General features: G+C 63.0%; 18 protein-coding genes. 6 read left to right on the top strand and 12 right to left on the bottom strand.

The genetic code is table 11. The features are described 5' to 3' along the window. Window positions 1-373 (top strand): LysR substrate-binding domain-containing protein (locus M0H32_RS16840; RefSeq protein WP_345779341.1); only part of this gene is annotated, 373 nt, incomplete at its 5' end. A 28-nt stretch (window positions 374-401) separates the two neighbouring features. Here the strand turns inward: M0H32_RS16840 and M0H32_RS16835 are convergent. From M0H32_RS16835 to M0H32_RS16810, 6 genes are all read right to left on the bottom strand, one after another. Beyond that, window positions 402-752 (bottom strand): carboxymuconolactone decarboxylase family protein, encoded by a 351-nt coding sequence (locus M0H32_RS16835; RefSeq protein ID WP_248156086.1) that lies wholly within the window; start codon window positions 750-752, stop codon window positions 402-404. A 94-nt stretch (window positions 753-846) separates the two neighbouring features. Continuing rightward, a complete protein-coding gene (locus M0H32_RS16830; RefSeq protein WP_248156085.1) occupies window positions 847-1,419 on the bottom strand; it encodes a glutathione peroxidase in 573 nt (190 codons plus the stop codon). Between the two features lie 331 nt (window positions 1,420-1,750). Further along, window positions 1,751-2,323 carry a DUF1190 domain-containing protein gene (locus tag M0H32_RS16825; protein ID WP_248156084.1) on the bottom strand — a complete coding sequence of 191 codons (573 nt, stop codon included), beginning with the start codon at window positions 2,321-2,323 and terminating at the stop codon, window positions 1,751-1,753. A 53-nt stretch (window positions 2,324-2,376) separates the two neighbouring features. Then, a complete protein-coding gene (locus M0H32_RS16820; RefSeq protein WP_248156083.1) occupies window positions 2,377-2,787 on the bottom strand; it encodes a DUF350 domain-containing protein in 411 nt (136 codons plus the stop codon). Window positions 2,788-2,808: 21 nt separating this feature from the next. Beyond that, a complete protein-coding gene (locus tag M0H32_RS16815; protein WP_248156082.1) occupies window positions 2,809-3,456 on the bottom strand; it encodes a DUF2491 family protein in 648 nt (215 codons plus the stop codon). Next, window positions 3,437-4,492, bottom strand: a complete 1,056-nt coding sequence (locus tag M0H32_RS16810) for an ion channel (RefSeq protein WP_248156081.1) — start codon at window positions 4,490-4,492, stop codon at window positions 3,437-3,439. The genes M0H32_RS16815 and M0H32_RS16810 overlap by 20 nt, the downstream gene beginning before the upstream one ends. Window positions 4,493-4,649: 157 nt before the next feature. Here M0H32_RS16810 and M0H32_RS16805 point away from each other — a divergent pair, with 157 nt between their 5' ends. The 3 genes from M0H32_RS16805 to M0H32_RS16795 all read left to right on the top strand — a co-directional run bounded on the left by M0H32_RS16805 (window position 4,650) and on the right by M0H32_RS16795 (window position 7,277). Continuing rightward, window positions 4,650-5,090 (top strand): YjfI family protein, encoded by a 441-nt coding sequence (locus M0H32_RS16805; protein WP_248156079.1) that lies wholly within the window; start codon window positions 4,650-4,652, stop codon window positions 5,088-5,090. A 31-nt stretch (window positions 5,091-5,121) separates the two neighbouring features. Further along, a complete protein-coding gene (locus M0H32_RS16800; protein WP_248156077.1) occupies window positions 5,122-5,793 on the top strand; it encodes a PspA/IM30 family protein in 672 nt (223 codons plus the stop codon). Between the two features lie 317 nt (window positions 5,794-6,110). Then, window positions 6,111-7,277, top strand: coding sequence for a glutathionylspermidine synthase family protein (locus tag M0H32_RS16795; RefSeq protein WP_248156075.1), 1,167 nt, complete (start codon window positions 6,111-6,113; stop codon window positions 7,275-7,277). A gap of 19 nt (window positions 7,278-7,296) precedes the next feature. Here M0H32_RS16795 and M0H32_RS16790 read toward each other — a convergent pair whose 3' ends face one another. The 6 genes from M0H32_RS16790 to M0H32_RS16765 form a co-directional block, all read right to left on the bottom strand. After that, window positions 7,297-8,433, bottom strand: coding sequence for a DNA alkylation repair protein (locus tag M0H32_RS16790; protein ID WP_248156073.1), 1,137 nt, complete (start codon window positions 8,431-8,433; stop codon window positions 7,297-7,299). Between the two features lie 375 nt (window positions 8,434-8,808). Continuing rightward, window positions 8,809-9,885: a sn-glycerol-3-phosphate import ATP-binding protein UgpC gene (locus tag M0H32_RS16785; protein WP_248156071.1), complete on the bottom strand. Its 1,077-nt coding sequence runs from the start codon at window positions 9,883-9,885 to the stop codon at window positions 8,809-8,811. A gap of 8 nt (window positions 9,886-9,893) precedes the next feature. Next, window positions 9,894-10,736 carry a sn-glycerol-3-phosphate ABC transporter permease UgpE gene (gene ugpE / locus M0H32_RS16780; RefSeq protein WP_248156069.1) on the bottom strand — a complete coding sequence of 281 codons (843 nt, stop codon included), beginning with the start codon at window positions 10,734-10,736 and terminating at the stop codon, window positions 9,894-9,896. A 10-nt stretch (window positions 10,737-10,746) separates the two neighbouring features. Continuing rightward, window positions 10,747-11,628: an ABC transporter permease subunit gene (locus M0H32_RS16775; protein WP_248156067.1), complete on the bottom strand. Its 882-nt coding sequence runs from the start codon at window positions 11,626-11,628 to the stop codon at window positions 10,747-10,749. A 119-nt stretch (window positions 11,629-11,747) separates the two neighbouring features. Continuing rightward, window positions 11,748-13,058, bottom strand: coding sequence for an extracellular solute-binding protein (locus M0H32_RS16770; protein ID WP_248156065.1), 1,311 nt, complete (start codon window positions 13,056-13,058; stop codon window positions 11,748-11,750). Between the two features lie 448 nt (window positions 13,059-13,506). Next, entirely contained in the window at window positions 13,507-14,199 is a 693-nt protein-coding gene (locus tag M0H32_RS16765) for a glycosyltransferase family 29 protein (RefSeq protein WP_248156063.1), read from the bottom strand. Between the two features lie 323 nt (window positions 14,200-14,522). Here M0H32_RS16765 and M0H32_RS16760 point away from each other — a divergent pair, with 323 nt between their 5' ends. Together M0H32_RS16760 and M0H32_RS16755 are read left to right on the top strand one after the other, a co-directional pair. Further along, a complete protein-coding gene (locus M0H32_RS16760; RefSeq protein ID WP_248156061.1) occupies window positions 14,523-15,098 on the top strand; it encodes an ImuA family protein in 576 nt (191 codons plus the stop codon). After that, on the top strand, window positions 15,067-16,518 hold the full coding sequence (locus M0H32_RS16755; RefSeq protein WP_248156060.1) for a Y-family DNA polymerase: 1,452 nt from the start codon (window positions 15,067-15,069) through the stop codon (window positions 16,516-16,518). The genes M0H32_RS16760 and M0H32_RS16755 overlap by 32 nt, the downstream gene beginning before the upstream one ends. Window positions 16,519-16,939 lie beyond the last annotated feature (421 nt).

The raw sequence follows: 16,939 nt of genomic DNA, 5'->3' as shown, positions 1-16,939 counted from the left end.
AAACCGACCGCCGCAAAACGCGGCGGCGGCACCGCTCGGCCTGAAACCGGTAACCCGACACAATCAGAAAACTGCCCGACGGAAACCCATCAAGCGACAACACTGTGAGAAATGCGGGCTAGGTCGCAGCGGTCTTTCCTACCGCTCGGCCTATTCCAGTTTCAGCCACTCCGCCCTGGTCACCCTGGTCGAGGCGGGCCTCGCGGTCGCCGCCGTCGCCCAGATGGCCGTGCCACCGACCGTTGACCGTTTGGGCGTCGACCAGGACCTGCCGCCGATGGACCCGCTGGACATCATCCTGGTGCGCAGCAAGGCGGCAACGAGCGCGCCGTGCGAGGCTCTGGCAGAGGCACTTCTGGAGGAAGCCATCTAGAGTTTTCAAGAATAAGCGGCGGCGCGTCTCAGCCGTCGTCCTTCAGCCCGTCAAAGGCGTCCAGCGCCTCGGCGCCATAGATCATCGACGGGCCGCCGCCCATATAGACCGAAACCCCGATCACCTCGAGAATTTCCTCGCGGCTCGCACCGAGCCGGGCCGCGGCCCTTGCGTGATAGGCCAGGCAGCCGTCGCAGCGGGCGGTGATGCCGATGGCGAGTGCGATCAGCTCCTTGGTCTTGGCGTCCAGCGCGCCGGCGGCCGTCGCGGCCTTGGCCAGGGCGCCGAAACCCTTGGCGACTTCCGGTATGCCCTTGCGGACGGCGGCCATGCGCAGATCGGTCTGCGCCACGAAATCGTCCCAGTCGGATACGGCCATGCTTTCGGCTCCTTGCGGTTCGGGAATAACTGGCAGGAGCTTAAGTGCGGGACAGTGGGTCTGCGTTGACGTGGCTCAAGGGTGGCGACATGCTCTAGCTGCCAGGCAAGGCGTCCAGAACCCGCTCGATTTCGGCGGTGACTTTTCGCGAGGTCGGCGAAGTCGGGGTCGAGAACCACGCAACGATGCGCCCGTCCGGGCCGATCAGGTATTTGTGGAAGTTCCAATAGGGACGGGCGGCGACGCCCATCGTGTCGGCGACCCATTGGTAGAACGGATGCGCGCCCTTGCCCTTGACGGAGGTCTTGGCGGTCAGCGGAAAGGCCGTGCCATATTTGGCCGCGCAGAATTTCGCGATGTCGCCATCCGCCCTGGGTTCCTGGCCGCCGAAATCGTTCGACGGCACGCCGAGCACGACCAGACCGCGGTCAGCATAGGTTTCATGGAGCTGCTGCAGGCCGGAGAGCTGTCCGCTAAAGCCGCACTCGGTCGCCGTGTTGACGATCAGTACGGCCTTGCCGCTGAAGTCCCTTAGGGAGAGCGGGTCGCCGTGGGGCATTTCGAAGGAAAAGTCGTGGGCGGTTGCACCGCTAGCGTCTCCAGCTTCCGCAATCGCGGGGCCAAAGGATCCTGCCAAAAGGAGGAGGACGGCAGCAATTCGTTTCATCGGGGTGTCTCCGAATGGTCTCGTTGTCTACGCGAGGACGCAGAGGACGGTTCACCAAGGACAGCTGCAGCGCCTTCAAGGCAATTGGTTTTGCGCATTGGTGTCACCCCGGGCGAGCAAAGTGAGACCCGGGGCCCACTCATTTCCAGAGCAGCAGCGTGACGTGGGTGCGGTGCCAGGTGCACTGCATACTTCAGCAAGAGGTGACGCGAGTAGGCCCCGGATCTGCGCTGCGCTTGTCCGGGGTGACACCAGGGACGCAAGCGCCGTCAACGATCCTGGCCAATGGACCGGCCAGCGATCTGCCCGGCATTCCCGCGCCAATCCAGGCTCAGCCGCCGCGGGACCCGAAGCTGGAGCGGCTGCCGAAGCCGCCTCGGGAGGCGACGGAGGTACGCGTCTGGACCTTGGCAGGCTTCGGCGTGGTCTTGACCGCGTCGTCATAGGTGCGCCAGCTGGTGCCACCGTAATTGCCGACATAATAGCCGTGAGAGGTGTAATAGCGCCGGCTGCCGCGCTCCGGATAGAGCGGACGGATGTTGTTGATAAGCGCAGCGCTGGCGACCGCCGCCGTGAGACCGGTCAGGTTGCCGGAAACGAAATAGCCGACTGGCTGGGGCGCGTAATAAGAGCCCTCGTTCGAGGTGTCATAGAGGCAGGTGTTGTTGCCATGCTGCTCGGCGCAAAGCGTTGCCGTGTCGTAGCGTGGGGCCGAGGACGCGTTGATGTCCTTGCCGGCCTGCATGAGCACGGGGCAGACTTCGTCCGGAACGAAGTCTGCGGCAACGCAGTCGGCTTCGGTCTTGTAGACTTGGCCGTCCAGATTGGGTTCGTCAGAGCAGCCTGCCAGCGACACGGTCGTTGTCGCCATGACGACCAGCTTGATCGATTTGGAGCGTTTCATGAAAGTTCTCCCGACCTTCGTTGCGGTCTGATGCGTTGGAGCATCCGGACCGGTCAGTAGGTGATGCAGGCGGCGTTGAGCAGGCCGATCGTGATCGAGACGGCGGCAAGGTTGATGCTGATCGCGATCTCTCCCTTTTCAATCCGCTCGGTGATCCTGGGATAGAAGCGGCGGAAGATCTGATAGACGATCAGCTGGGCGATGCAGGCGATGATGCCCCAGATGACGAAGTCGATGATGCCGAGCGAGTTTGCGGCAGCGCTCGCCAGCGGCAGGGAGAAGCCGAGAAAGGCGGCGCTGAACACCACCGAGGCGGCGACATTGTTGTCCTTGATCAGGGCCATTTCGTCATGGGGCGTCATGACGGTGTAGATCTTCATGAAGACCAGCAGCATGACGATGGCCGCTGCAAAATAGGCGATGAAAGGGACGATGCCCGAAAGCGATGCCTGAAGGTCTGCCATTGGTGTCTCCCGTGGCGTGAATTAGACAGAAAAATTATGGCGTTCGAGCGGAAAGCCGATCATGTAGGCGATGCTGCGTTCCGCGTTTTCCGGTTCTTCCATGTTAATGAGCAGCATTTCGTCGCGCCCGTCCTTGAGCGTCCGGGCGAACAGCATGGCCGTCTGGAAAATCTTCCGCCGGCCGCGGCCCTCCCGATCGTCGCACACTTCCTCCCAATATGTCATCGGGTCTTCGGGCGCGGTCGATGTGTCGAACCAGGCGCGGTCAAAACGCTGCAGGCCGTCCTCGGTCTGCAGGTTGAAAGTCGTCTGGCGAAGGGCGTTTTTCATCTGGTTCCACTCGCCGTCGCCGGACGGGTACTGAACGTCGTAGAAATACCAGAGCATGATCTCGTCGACGCGCTCGTCCTCATGCCCGTCGCCGCCCTGGAATTGGACCAGAAAGCGGTCGTCATCGGGATAGAAGCGGTGCATGTGCGACTGTTCGCCGAGATCGCAGTGCCCCTGGGCGGTGATCATCAGCGTCGTGTCAGGATGCTCGATCAGGCTGTCGGCCGGCAGCAGCTTCAGCGCGATCTTGTCGAACGTGATGCCCCGGCCGATGGTCAGGCCGAGCACTTCCGGCGGCAGCCAGCCTTTCGGTTTCTTGTTAAACAGTGACCCGAACATCGCCGCCCTCCAGGCCATCCGAGATCTGCCGCGCGCTCAGCCGCTTCTGCGCCAGATAATAGATCGATCCGCCGGACTTCAGTGCCTTGGGAAAGGGGCGGAACATAAACGACTCGTCATCGGGCTGAGACACCGCGATCAAGGTGCCTTCGGCGCCGGAGAGCGCCTTTTCCAGTGCCGCCGTGTCGGAAGTGCTGTCCGTCTCGATTACGGCCGAGTAGACGGTGGCGCCAAGCCCGGCGGTGGACAGCGCCATCAGGATCTGGCCGGCGCCCGGATCCTGCGCGGCCCGCACCAGCGCTTCGCAGGCATTGGAGACCACCGGCTCGATATGGGCCAGCTTGCCCGCGCGCCGCGCCGTGTCCCGGTCCTCGAAATAGGCCGCGATATGGACACTGTCATTGAGCTCGCGGATGGCGAGGCAGGTGTTGAAAGTTTCCGCGTCCGTGGCGGCATAGACCAGCACCTTCTGCGCGCCGGCAATGGCCGCCCGCCGCAGCGACTGCAATGCATCGAGCCGCTCGGCACGGATCAGCCGGACGCCTTCCGGCACCTCGACATTCTTGGACGACGCCAGCAGGATGATCTTGTCGTCGCCGTCCTGGCCGGCGACAAGGTTCTCGACCATGAGCGGGGTCTTGTCGCGGTGATAGCCCACGATGACAGTCGCGTTCTGAACGCGTTCGAAGTTTCCGTTGCCGTCCGCCATACGCCTCACTCCTTCCACAAGCACACCGGTCAACCGGCCCAGGACTGCGGAGAAAATCAAAAGGGCTCCCGGAAAGAACCAGAAGGCCGCCACCATGCGCCCGGCTTCCGTCTCCGGCGACAGATCGCCGTAGCCGACCGTCGAGGCGGTTGTGGCCGCGAAATAGATGAAGGTCAGAGGGTTGCCGGTCAGGCCGGTCTCGCCGGCAAGAAGAAACAGCACCCAGGAAATGAACAGATAGCCGCAGATGAGCGCTCCCAGCAGCCAGAGCTTGAGCTCGATTACATGCTGGTAAAGCCTCGCGATGATGACTTGCAGGATCGGCACGGCTCACTCTGCCATTGTTTGAATCGCGGAGTACTCTGACCAGCGGCAGCGGCCTTGTCAAATCCCGAAAGCAAGGGAAAAATCGCTTGAAACGCGAATGGTTGACTTCTACTTGTTCGGGGCCGGGACCGTCCCCGGCCGCAACGGGAGGCCCGGAATGAACGCACCGCAAACCCCTTGGACGCTTCAGGCCCTGAAGACGGCCCTTGAACAGTCCGCTTCCTTTTCCGGAGGCGAGATCAGCTGCACCCTGAGCCCCCACCAGCCCGATGTGTTGGAAGTCCAGCTTCGTTCTGCCGGCGAGATCACCCTGTTCCTGACGGCGGGCGAAAGCCAGATCCTGACGTCAACCGTGCTTTGGCCGCGCGAGGCCCAGGACGATCCGGCCGCGTTCGAGGCGATGATGCTGCGCAACCACAAGAAGCTGCTGCCGCTCTGCGCCCTGTCGATCGATGTGATCGACGGCCGTGAATATTACGAGCTCTTTGGCGCCATGTCCGTGCGCTCGACCCTCGATTCCGTCGAGACCGAGCTGCGCACCATCGCCAACAGCGCGCTTGAGCTGGCCGCTGAAGTCGGCCCGAAAGCCGCTGCCTGAACCCGCCGTTACTGAGCAAGGACATCCTATTATGAGTGTTTGGGGCAAATTGATCACGGCGTTCAAGGGCCATGCCCACGATGCCGCCGAATCCATCCAGGACGCCAACCTGATGACCATCCTGGAGCAGGAAGTGCGCGAGGCCAAACAGGCCATCGCCAACGCCAAGGACGAGAAGGCGCGCATGTCCGCCAACCGGCGGCTGAAGGAACGTTCCGTCGAGGAGCTGATGGGCGAGATCGAGCGGCGCACCGAGGCCGCCCGCACCGCCAAGGCGCAGGGCGATGAACCGCTCGCCGTCGAGATCATCGAAAGCATCCTGAAACTGCGCGACAAGGCCGAGGCCGACCAGGCCCTGTTCGACCAGTACAAGACCACCGAAGAGCGCATGGACGCCACCATCCGCCAGTCGCAGAACAAGATCGAGACCCTGCAGCGCAAGATGGAAAGCGCCAAGGCGAACGAGGCCCTGATCAGGGCCCAGAAGGCGGCCTCCACCAACACCACCGCCTCCGACGGCCGCCTCGCCAGCGCCGTCGACAGCCTCGCCCGCCTGGAACAGCGCCAGGCCGAGCAGCAGGCGATGCTGGAAGCCGCCGAAGAAGACGCCCGCCTCGAAAGCGGCGCCGATCTCGAAGCCAAGATCAAGGCCCTGGAAAACCCGGGCCGCAACGACGTCCAGGCATTGCTGGCGAAGCTTTGATTGCAGTGTTTTGAGGATTGTGTTCGCAGAAGCGATTGGTGTGCCCCGAGCCGTCCGGCATACACCCCTCTCCTCCCTTGCGGGGGAGATGTTTCCTTAAGGAGACAGAGGGGGTATCGGCCTCCCGGCAAATGAAGCTGCGCTGGAATGCGCGGCACCGGTTCACCCCCCTCTGTCAGCTTTGCTGACATCTCCCCCGCAAGGAGGGAGAGGGGCGCAAGAGGCGAGGTGGTAGTGTGTCGTTGACGTTCGAACGCGCAGAACCTTTTTGAGTGCTGTCCTCCCAGCCTTCGCGGTGTCTTGCATAGGGCCAGAACATGAAACGGATCGACATTCCCGAAAGGCCGGGCTGGAAAGCGGAGGCGGAGAAGCTGGGCTTCGGCTTCCACACCATGTATGGCGCGCCCTACTGGGACGAGACCCGGGCCTATCAGTTCACCTTGAAAGAGATCGAGGACGATATCGAGGACCCGAGCCAGGCGCTTTACGGCATGTGCCTCGATCTCGTCGACCGCGTGGTCCATGACAATGCACTCCTTGAAAAGATCGCCATTCCGGAAGCCTATCGCGACTGGATCCGCAAATCCTGGGTCGAACAGCAGCCGTCGCTCTATGGCCGGTTCGATTTCTTCTATGATGGCAGCGGGCCGGCAAAACTGCTGGAATTCAACGCCGACACGCCGACTGCCCTCTACGAGACCGGGTTTTTTCAGTGGATGTGGCTGGAGGAGCAGATGGCCGCCGGCGTGCTGCCCGAGACTTCGGATCAGTACAATTCCGTGCAGGACCGGCTGATCGAGCGTTTTTCGGCAATGTTCGCGCCCGGCTACCACATCCATTTCGCGTCCTCGAAGGGCCAGGACGAGGACCGCGCCACGGTGCGCTATCTGGAAGACTGCGCCAAGCAGGCCGGCCTCATTCCGCATTTTGTCGCCGTCGAGGACATTGGCGTCGATGAAGAAGGACGCTTTGCCGATGCCGACAGCTTCGTCATCGACGCGCTGTTCAAGCTCTATCCCTACGAGGACATGTTCCGCGAGGACTATGGGCCTTACCTGCCGGGCGCGCCGATCCATCTTCTGGAGCCACCCTGGAAGGCGATCCTCTCCAACAAGGGCATCCTGCCGCTGCTCTGGGAAATGTTCCCGGACCATCCGAACCTGCTGCCGGCCTATTTCGACGGCGAGGCGCCGGAGAGCTTTCTGGCCGGCCCCCACGTGAAGAAACCGCTGTTCAGCCGCGAGGGCGCGAATATCACCGTGCGGGGTGTTGACCAGGAAGAGATTTCGACGCCGGGAGACTACGGCGCGGAAGGCTTCATCCTGCAGGCCTATGCCGAGCCGCCGAAATTCGGCGACGATTATGTCATGATCGGCTCCTGGATCATCGGCGGCCAGGCCGCCGGCATCTGCCTGCGCGAGGACAAGGCGCCAGTGACGCAGGACCTGTCCCGGTTTGTGCCGCATGTGATTTTGGAGGGGTGAGGACTAGCGAAGACCTGCCTCAGACGGTCGCTTTGTCCATCACCAGCTCAAATTCCGAAAACCCGAAATCTCGCCCGTTGATCCGAAGGCTCACCGCCTGCGTGCCGCCGTAATAGACTCGGGTCGTGATCGGCCGGATCGCATGGTCGCGGGAAAGCGACAGGGTTTCGCCCGGCGCTAATGTCAGCTTGGTCCATTTGAAGACTTTCGGCGCCAGCGAGCCGTTGGCCTTCTTGAAATGCACCAGATAGTCGAGCACCAGCTCCTGGGGCGCCTTGCCGGTGGAGGTGAGATCGATGCGGAAACCGAGCGCCGAACCGTAATCTACCTTCTCTGTCGTGATGACCGGCCCGTCCAGATGGATCTCCGGTGGGTTCAGGCCGAAGGCTTCAAGCGTTGCCGGATGGCCCTGCTTGATCAGCGAGCGGCAGGCGTGGCGGACGAGCTTCTCCCGGTTCCTGTCCGCATCCTTCAGCCAGCGCGTGGCGATCTCCGCCACAAGGTCCGGATGGTCCTTGGCAATGTCGTTGAGGTGGTTGGCGACCGAGCGGCGGACATAGTCCTCCGGGTCGTCCTTGAGCGCCTCCAGCAGAGGCAGGGTGGGCGTGGGATCAGCCACCAGCTTCTTCAGCCGCAGCCCCCAGGGCAGGCGCGGACGCGTGCCTTCCGACACCAGCCGGCGCACATGCACGCTGTCGTCCGTGACCCAGGGCGCCATGATCGCCAGCGCCCGGTCCTGGTCCTTGTCGAGAAACGGCCGCACGTCGAATTCGGCCGTGGCGCGCTTGGTCATTTCCTTCAGAAGCGCAAAGGATGCCTCGAAATCCGCAAGGCCACTCTTGGAAACCACCATGCCGAGCGCCATCATGCCCCAGCCGCGAATGCCATGCGCGTCGCTGCCCCGGTCGAAGGCGACTTCCGTCATCGGATGCAGCATCTTTTCCAGGATGTCGAAGCGGTGGCTCAAGTCATCGGGCAGATGCTTATCCAGACCGTCGGCAATCAGCGCCGCCCGCTGCTTCAGCTCCAGCGCGTCCAGTTCCGCCAGGATCTCCGCCTCGAAGGCGCTCCGGTCGAACCCGTCCAGATGCCTGGCGACATGCAGGCCGATGCAACGCACGAGGTCGGGCGAAATGTTGTTCTTGAACGGCTCCAAGCGGCTCTCCTGTTTCGGTGTTCAAAGCGGTGTGCCAGATAGCGCGGAGGGGTGCCAGAGCCTCGCTGACAGGCTCCTGACAAGCACCGTCAGGAGAGGTCGTCGATGAAGTCGGGTCCGGGTCTCTCCATCTTCGTCATGCCATGGCTCGACCATGGCATCCACGCCGTTTCTTCTCGGCACGTCGAGGCCGTGTTTATGGCAACGCAATGGCATGGATTGCAGGGTCAAGCCCTGCAATGACGAACGGGAGGGTGAGGGAGGTTGTTGGCTGAAACAGCCGACCCCAAAACAAAAAGGCCACCCCGGTTGCCCGGGGTGGCTGTTCGGGTCCGGCGGCCCCTCGTTAAGACCGCCTCGCCTGAATGCGTTCGTTCAGTCGATCCGGCGGCCGGTGTCGGCGTCGAAGTAATGTGCGTTTTCCGGGGCGACCTTCAGGAACAGTTTCTCGCCGGCCTCGTGGCGGGCGTGGCTGGAGACGCGCACGACGATCTCCGGGCCGCCGTCGCCGAGGCTGGCATAGATGTAGCTTTCCGCGCCAACCGGCTCCAGAACGTTCACCACCGCTTCCAGCAGGAGGCCGTCGCCTCCGTTCGGACCGGCAACCTCTTCCATGTGCTCCGGGCGGATGCCGAGCGTGTAGCGGTCCTTACCCTTGGCATTGGCGCCGGAAAGACCGGCTCCTTTTGCCAGGGAGAGGCCGTTGCCGTCGGCTTTCACATCCAGAAGGTTCATGGCCGGCGAGCCGATGAAGCTGGCGACGAAGGTCGAGGCCGGCTTGTCATAGACATCGATCGGCGCGCCGATCTGCTCGATATTGCCGCCGTTCAGCACCACCAGCCGGTCCGCCAGCGTCATGGCTTCCAGCTGGTCGTGAGTGACATAGACGCTGGTCGTGCCGAGCGCGCGCTGCAGGCGCTTGATCTCGACGCGCATCTGCACGCGCAGCTTGGCGTCGAGGTTGGACAGCGGCTCGTCGAACAGGAAGGCCGCCGGTTCGCGCACGATCGCGCGGCCCATGGCGACGCGCTGGCGCTGACCGCCGGAGAGCTGGCGCGGCTTGCGGTCGAGATAGTCGCCGATTTCCAGGATGCGCGCGGCTTCCTTCACCCGGCGGTCGATCTCGCCCTTGTCCATGCCGCGGTTTTTGAGGCCATAGGCCAGGTTGTTGTAGACCGACATATGCGGATAAAGCGCATAGTTCTGGAACACCATGGCGATGTCCCGGTCGGCCGGGTCGACATTGTTGACCATCCGGTCGCCGATCTTGACCTCACCGGTGGTGATGTCCTCCAGGCCGGCAATCATGCGCAAAAGGGTCGACTTGCCGCAGCCGGACGGGCCCACCAGGACGATGAACTCGCCGTCGGCAATGTCGATGGACACGCCTTTGACCGCTTCCACATTGCCCGCATAGACCTTGCGGACCGTGTCGAGAGTAATCGTTGACATCTAAAACCTCACTTATCGCTCTCGACGAGCCCTTTGACAAACCAGCTTTGGAAGACCACCACGATGAGCACCGGCGGCACGATGGCGAGGATCGCCAGCGCCATGGCCTCGTTGAAGGCCGGGATCTGCGCGCCGACCCAGACCTGCAGGATCTGCTTGATGCCGCGCACCAGGGTGAACAGGCTTTCGTCGGTGGTGATCAGGGTCGGCCAGAGATACTGGTTCCAGCCATAGACGAACATGATGATGAAGATCGCCGCGATCATCGTTTGCGACAGCGGCACCAGGATGTCCTTGAAGAACTTCCACGGGCCAGCACCGTCGATGCGGGCGGCCTCCAGCAACTCGTCCGGCACGGACAGGAAGAACTGCCGGAAGAAGAAGGTGCCGGTGGCTGAGGCGATCAGCGGCACGATCAGTCCGGAATAGGTATTCACCATGCCGAGCTTCTGCACGATCTCGTAGGACGGCAGGATGCGCACCTCAAGCGGCAGCAGCAGCGTCGCGAAGATCACCCAGAAGCAGAGCGTGGCCATCGGAAAGCGGAAATAGACGATCGCATAGGCCGCAAGCATCGAGATGATGATCTTGCCGATGGCAAAGCCGAGGCCGAGGATCAGCGAGTTCTTCAGCATCACGAAACCGTCGACTTCCTTGGTGAAGCCACCCGCCTGGAACAGCACGGTCTCGTAGTTTTCAAGGAACTTGCCGCCCGGCGCGAACTGGATGCCTTCCTTGTAGATCGTGATCGCGTCATGGGTACTGGTCAGGAAGGCCAGGACCACGGGCGTGACCATGAAGAAGACGCCGGCAAGCAGGATCACGTGATCCCAGATCTGTGTTTTTCTCATCACCGCCCCCTTACGTGTAGTGCACGCGCCGCTCGATCAGGCGGAACTGAATGATTGTCAGGATGAACACCATGGCCATCAGGATGACCGACTGGGCGGAGGAGCCGCCAAGGTCATTTCCGCGGAAACCGTCCAGATAGACCTTGTAGACCAGGGTCACCGGGTTGTTGCCGGGCTCGTTCTTCACAATGACGTCGACGATGCCGAACGTGTCGAAGAAGGCATAGGTTATGTTGATGATCAGCAGGAAGAATCCGGTCGGAGCCAGCAGCGGGAAGGTCACCGTCCAGAACCGGCGCAGGCCGGAGCGGCAGTCGATGCTGGCCGCTTCCTGGACCGATTTGGAGATGCCCTGGAGGCCCGACAGGAAGAAGATGAAATTGACCGGGATCTGTTTCCACACGGCCGTCGTCAGCATGGCGAAACTGGTGTCGAAATAGTCGACGCCGATCTGCATCTTCCAGCCGAACATGGCGAAGAAATCGACCATCGGGCCGACATGCTGGTCGAACAGCAGAACGCCGATCAGGCCGGCGACAGGAGGGGCGACCGCGTAGACCCACATCAGCAGGGTCTTGTAGGCCGAGGCGCCGCGCAGGACCTTGTCGGCTTTCACCGCGAGCAACAGCGCGATGCCGAGCGACAGGAAGGTCACGAAGAAGGTGAAGACGGCCGTGAACCGCGCCACACGTCCATAGTCGGACGAGGTCAGCGTGTCCGTGAAATTGTCGAGGCCGACAAAGGTGGAGCCGAAGCCGAACGGATCTTCAAGATAGAAGGAGGACTGCACCGCCTCGGCGGCCGGCCACAGGAAGAAGATCGTCACGATGGCGAGCTGCGGCAGGAGCAGGAGATAGGGCAGCCACCGGGACTGGAACTGGACTTTTTTCATATGGATTTCTCGACCACCGGGAACGGGCAAAGCGGGCCGCCAGAATACCGGCCGACCCGCTTTCCTTTCAATGAAATGGGGGCGCGGGGCGCCCCCATCGGTGTCAGGTCAGAGCCAGCTTAGTTGCTGGTGGTCTTCGCGAAACGCTCCAGAAGCTTGTTGCCTTCGGCTTCGATGGTGGCAAAAGCGTCTTCGACGGAGGTCTCACCGGACATGATCTTTCCGTATTCACGGTTCATGACGTCGCGGATCTGGACGTAGAAGCCCATGCGGTAGCCCTTGGTCCACTCGCCGCCCGGCAGGGTCAGCTGCTTGATGCCGATTTCGGCAGCCGGAGCTTCCTTGTAGTAGCCGTCCTTCTTGGCCAGCTCATAGGCAGCGTTGGTGATCGGCACATAGCCGGTTTCCTTGTGCCACATGTACTGGACTTCCGGGGAAGTCAGATACTCGTAGAAGGAAGCAACGCACTTGTTTTCCTCATCCGGCTTGCCGGACATGGCAAAGAGAGCCGCGCCGCCGATGAAAGTGCCGGTGCCTGCGCCTTCAACCGAATCCCAGTAAGGCAGGTAGGTTGCGGAGAACGGGAACTCGACGGTCTTGGAGATGCCGCCGAAGGAGCCCGAAGAGCCGAGCCACATGGCAACCTTGCCTTCGTTGAACGGGGTCTGGTTGTCGCCCCAGCCGGTGCCGTAGTAACCGAACAGGCCATCGTCCAGCCATCCCTTGACGGCGGTGAAGTGGTTCTTGATCGGCTCGCCGAAGACCAGCTTGGTGCCTTCCGCGCCGTCGTAACCGTTGTTGTTGGTTGCGAACTGCAGGTTATGACGGGACTTGAAGTTCTCGGTGAAGATCCACGGCAGGTGGGACTGAGCGAGCGGCACATAGCCGGCTTCTTTCAGCTTCGGAGCGATGGCTTCGAATTCTTCCCAGGTCTTCGGAGCTTCGACGCCGGCCTTTTTCAGGGCTTCCTCGTTGGTGTAGAGGATCGGCGTGGACGAGTTGAACGGCATGCCGATCATCTTGCCGTCGCTGTCGGCGTAGAAGTAGCGCACACCATCGATATAGTCTTCGATGTTGAAGGTGGCGCCGGCGTTTTCCAGGATGTCCTGGGCCGGGATGACTGCGCCCTTGGCACCGATGATGGTGGCGGCGCCGGCATCGAAGACCTGCAGGATGTTCGGCTGTTCACCGGCGCGGAAAGCGGCGATGCCGGCAGTCAGGGTCTCTTCGTAGGTGCCTTTGAACACCGGAGTGATCTGGCAGGCGTCCTGGGAACCGTTGAAGCCGTTCGAGATGTCGACAACGACTTCGCCCAGACGGCCGCCCATGGCGTGCCACCAGGAAATGTCGGTTGCCGCATAAGAAGCGGAGGAGGTGCCCAGAAGGGCGGCCGCAGCAACGAGGCTGGCGACGGTCTTGCGATAAGCCATATTCATTTGCTCCCATCTAGAGGGGCACTCGGTGCCCCGGTCAGCAGTTGGTTTTTTCACGGCGCCGAAATGGCTCTATCGGCACCAGAAAGGATAACGCCTGCGTTTCGTATTGTTTTCATATGAACGTTATATGACGCTCATATGAACATTAAAAGACGCCTTGACCGCGTCCGCAAGAGGGAACGGAGTAAAATCGGCACAAGCCGGTCAGTCATCGGCGGAGAAGGGGCGTTTTTCGCGGGGCTCAGCGCTCGAAAAGACTGTAGAATCGGGTGTTTAGCTGCACCTGGACGGCGTGGCTGTCCCCGATGGTCGATCTGTCGCAAAGAAGATTAGTCGGCTCATATGAAACGTGAACTTCGTTCATATGAACCTGTAATGACAAGCCCGCTCAGGTGATTCTACGGATCCAGGGGCTGTCCGGCCCCCAAAGGGCGGCCGGTCTTCAGCCGCCGCGGCCGAAGATGCGCCGCTTGGTGCTGGCGCCCGAATGCAGCAGCTTGTTGTGGAGGTAGTGTTTCGCCCGCTTTTCCAGCCAGCGCAGCCCGTATTCCACTTTGCCGGCCAGGCTTCGTTGCGGCTTCGGCCCCGGGGTCAGGTGGCGGATGATGCGGCCCTCCTGCACCAGCTGCTCGACCCATTCCTTTTCCGCGTTCCAGTCATGGGTGTGCTGTTTGCCCTGGTGGGTGAAGCCGAACAGGTGGATCTTGACCTCCGGCGCCACGTCCAGCAGCTCGGCGATGATCGAGGCGCCGGAGGTCGGCTGGCTGGTGTCGAAGGGATCGTATTCTTTCAGATGCGCGCGCGCCTTGTCCTTGGGGCCGAAGCCGAGATAAGTCGGTTTGCACTCGCGCGCGAACAGCCAGTCGACTTCGCCGTTTTCCTGGATGTCGTTGACCCAGACTTCCGGTGCCCGGTGCAGCGCCAGCGGGTTGATCCGCTTGGCCATGTAGACCCGCGCCCGGTTGAGCATCAGCACATCGACCCGCTGCCCGGCCGCGCCGAGCGCCGGTGCGCTGTTGAAGCGCAGTACCAGGTCGCACCTGTCGATCTCCGGTGCATCGGCCACCGAAACCGGGCCATTGCCGACAATCGCGATGGTGCCGATCTTGCGGCCGCCGAAAAGGCTGCTCGTCATTTCCATGTCCCGCCTGTTGTGCCGGGCGTATAGCAACCCGGGCACCGCCGGGCAACGGTGGATTGGGGAGGGGGCGTCGTCTGAAATCTGAATGTCGATGGTTCAAAGTCTCTCTTTGTCGTCATTGCCGGACTTGATCCGGCAATCCATGCCGCTACGTTGCCTGCAGGCAGGGCTTTGCCAGAGGAACCGAAACGGCATGGATGCCATGGTCAAGCCATGGCATGACGAAGGAGAAGGGAGCGGGAACAAACCCCGGTTCCGCATCCGGCCGCCATCAGCTAGGCTTCTCCCAGAATCGAATGCAGCAGATGATCCCTTGCATGTCCCTGACCTTTTCCTCCGTCTATCCGCTGAAACACGCCCGCGCCCACGAGATCTGCGGGAACAGCGCGCTGGCCTTTGCCGCGATTGCGGCCGGCGCCGCCAAGGGCGCCGTCGTCTGGATTTCCGAGAGCTGGAAGCCGACCGTCAATCCGGAAGGCCTTGCGCCCTATTGCGATCCGGGCCGGCTGCTTTTGACCCGCGCCGACAGCCAGCTCACCGTTCTGGCCAGCGCGGAAACGGCCTTGCGCTCCGGCGCCGCCGGGCTGGTGGTCGCGGAGCTTTCCGGCGCCATCGGGCTGACGGAGGGCCGCCGCCTGCAGCTTGCCGCGGAGGCCGGCGGCACCACCGCGCTCTTGCTGATCCCGGAAGGCGCGGGCAGCAACGCCGCCGAAACCCGCTGGCGCTGTTCCGGCACTCCGGCGCCCGCGTCCGGGCCTCGTCAAAACGGCCATGACTCGACTCATTGGCGCTGGTCGCTTATAAAGAACAAAATAGGAACATTGTCGGAATGGATCGTTCGTTGGGATGCAGCGTCGCATCGTGTCATTGTGGTTTCCGAGGCTGGCGGCTGAGCGTGTCCTGCGTGCTCGGCCCGTCGACGCGCCGTTTGCCCTAAGCCTGTTCGACCGCAATTCCGAACGCCTTTACGACCTCTGCCCGCGCGCCGAAGGCTTCGGTCTCAACCGGGGCATGACCCTGGTTCATGCACGCAGCTTCTGCCCCGACCTCTTGACCCGCCCGGCGGATCCGAACGCCGATCAGCGGTTCCTGAGGCTCTTGGCCCGCTGGGCGACCCGCTATTGCCCCTGGGTCGGTCTCGACGGCCGCGACGGGCTCTTTCTCGACATCACCGGCTCGGCCCATCTGATGGGCGGCGAGGAGCCGCTCATCGACGACATCCGCGCCCGGCTGGCCCGCGCGGGCCTGACCGCCCGGCTGGGGCTGGCCGACACGCCCGGCACGGCCTGGGCGCTGGCCCGGTTCTCCGAAGGCATTGCCGCGCCCGGCGAGACGCTGGCAAGGATCGGTGCCCTGCCGCTCAGCGCCCTGCGGCTCAGCGACCAGACCTGCACCAGCCTGGAGCGGCTCGGCATCGCCACGGTGTCCCAGCTCTACAATCTGCCCCGCGCCACCGTCGCCCGGCGTTATGACCGGGAGGTGCTGGCCCGTCTCGATCAGGCGCTCGGCAGCCTGCCGGAACAGATCTCGCCGCTCGGCGACGAGAAAAGCTTTGCCGTGCGCATGACCCTGCCCGAGCCGATCGGGCTTCTCGACGATGTCATGGCAGCCGCCCGGCGCCTCACAGCGCATCTCTGCCAGCGGCTCGACGAGGCCCAGAAAGGCGCGCGCGCCCTGAAGCTGACCTTCCGCCGGGTCGACCAGGAAAGCCAGGCGGTCGAGTTGAAGCTCGCCCGGCCGATGCGCGACGGCGAGCGCCTCGTGGCCCTGTTCGAGCGCGGCGTCAGTTCGGTCGATGCGGGCTACGGCATCGACATGATCCGCCTGGAGGCGCTGGAGGTGGAGCCGCTCGGCCTGCGCCAGCTGGACCGCTCGGAAGGCCTCGCCAAGGACAGTCTCGACGATCTGATCACCCAGCTCGGCAACCGGGTCGGCCTCGACAACATCCAGCGTTTCCAGCCGGTCGACAGCCACATTCCCGAACGCAGCTTCAAGCTGGTGCCGGCCGCCTACAGCCGGGCGGTGCCCGACTGGCCGTGCCGCCGCCCGCGCCCGATCCGCCTGTTCGCCCCCGAGCCGATCCTGGGCTCCGGCTTCGAGCCGCCGCGCCGCTTCCGCTGGCGCGGCCGCCTGCGCACGGTGCTGGAGGCCGAGGGGCCGGAGCGGATCACGCCGGCCTGGTGGGAACAGGACGACAGCTGGGCCAAGGGCCTGCGCGACTACTGGCGCGTCGGCACCGGCGAGGGCCAGCGCCTGTGGCTGTTCCACACGCCGCAACACCCGGCCTGGTTCGTGCAGGGGGAGTTCGGCTGATGGCGGGCTGGTTTTACCTTTCAGGCACCACCCTTTCCACCGTCATCCCGGACGCAGCGCAGCGGAGATCCGGGACCGGGGAGCCCGTGTCTTTCGGTTTCACGGCACTCAAACCCCGAAGACCTGTGCCTCCCCGGTCCCGGCTCGCGCTGCGCTTGACCGGGATGACGATGGAGGGGCAGGGGAGCGTTTCCCGTGTCCGAACGTGTTTAGAACCTCACCGCCTGCACCCCTTCTCCCCCCTTGCGGGGGAGATGTCAGCATATGCTGACAGAGGGGGGTATCGGTCTCTCGGCGAACGCTGGCGTCTTCGTATTGCGCGGCGCGGCTTCACCCCCCTCTGTCCGGTTCCCGGACATCTCCCCCGCAAGGGGGGAGACGGGCGCAAGGGGACGGGCCGTGCCGGTTCACGGGGACTGCG

The sequence above is a fragment of the Roseibium sediminicola genome, assembly GCF_023156505.1.
In the GTDB taxonomy this organism is placed as follows: domain Bacteria; phylum Pseudomonadota; class Alphaproteobacteria; order Rhizobiales; family Stappiaceae; genus Roseibium; species Roseibium sediminicola.
The sequence above is the reverse complement of the archived record's forward strand: the minus strand, read 5'-3'. Positions and strand labels throughout refer to the sequence as shown.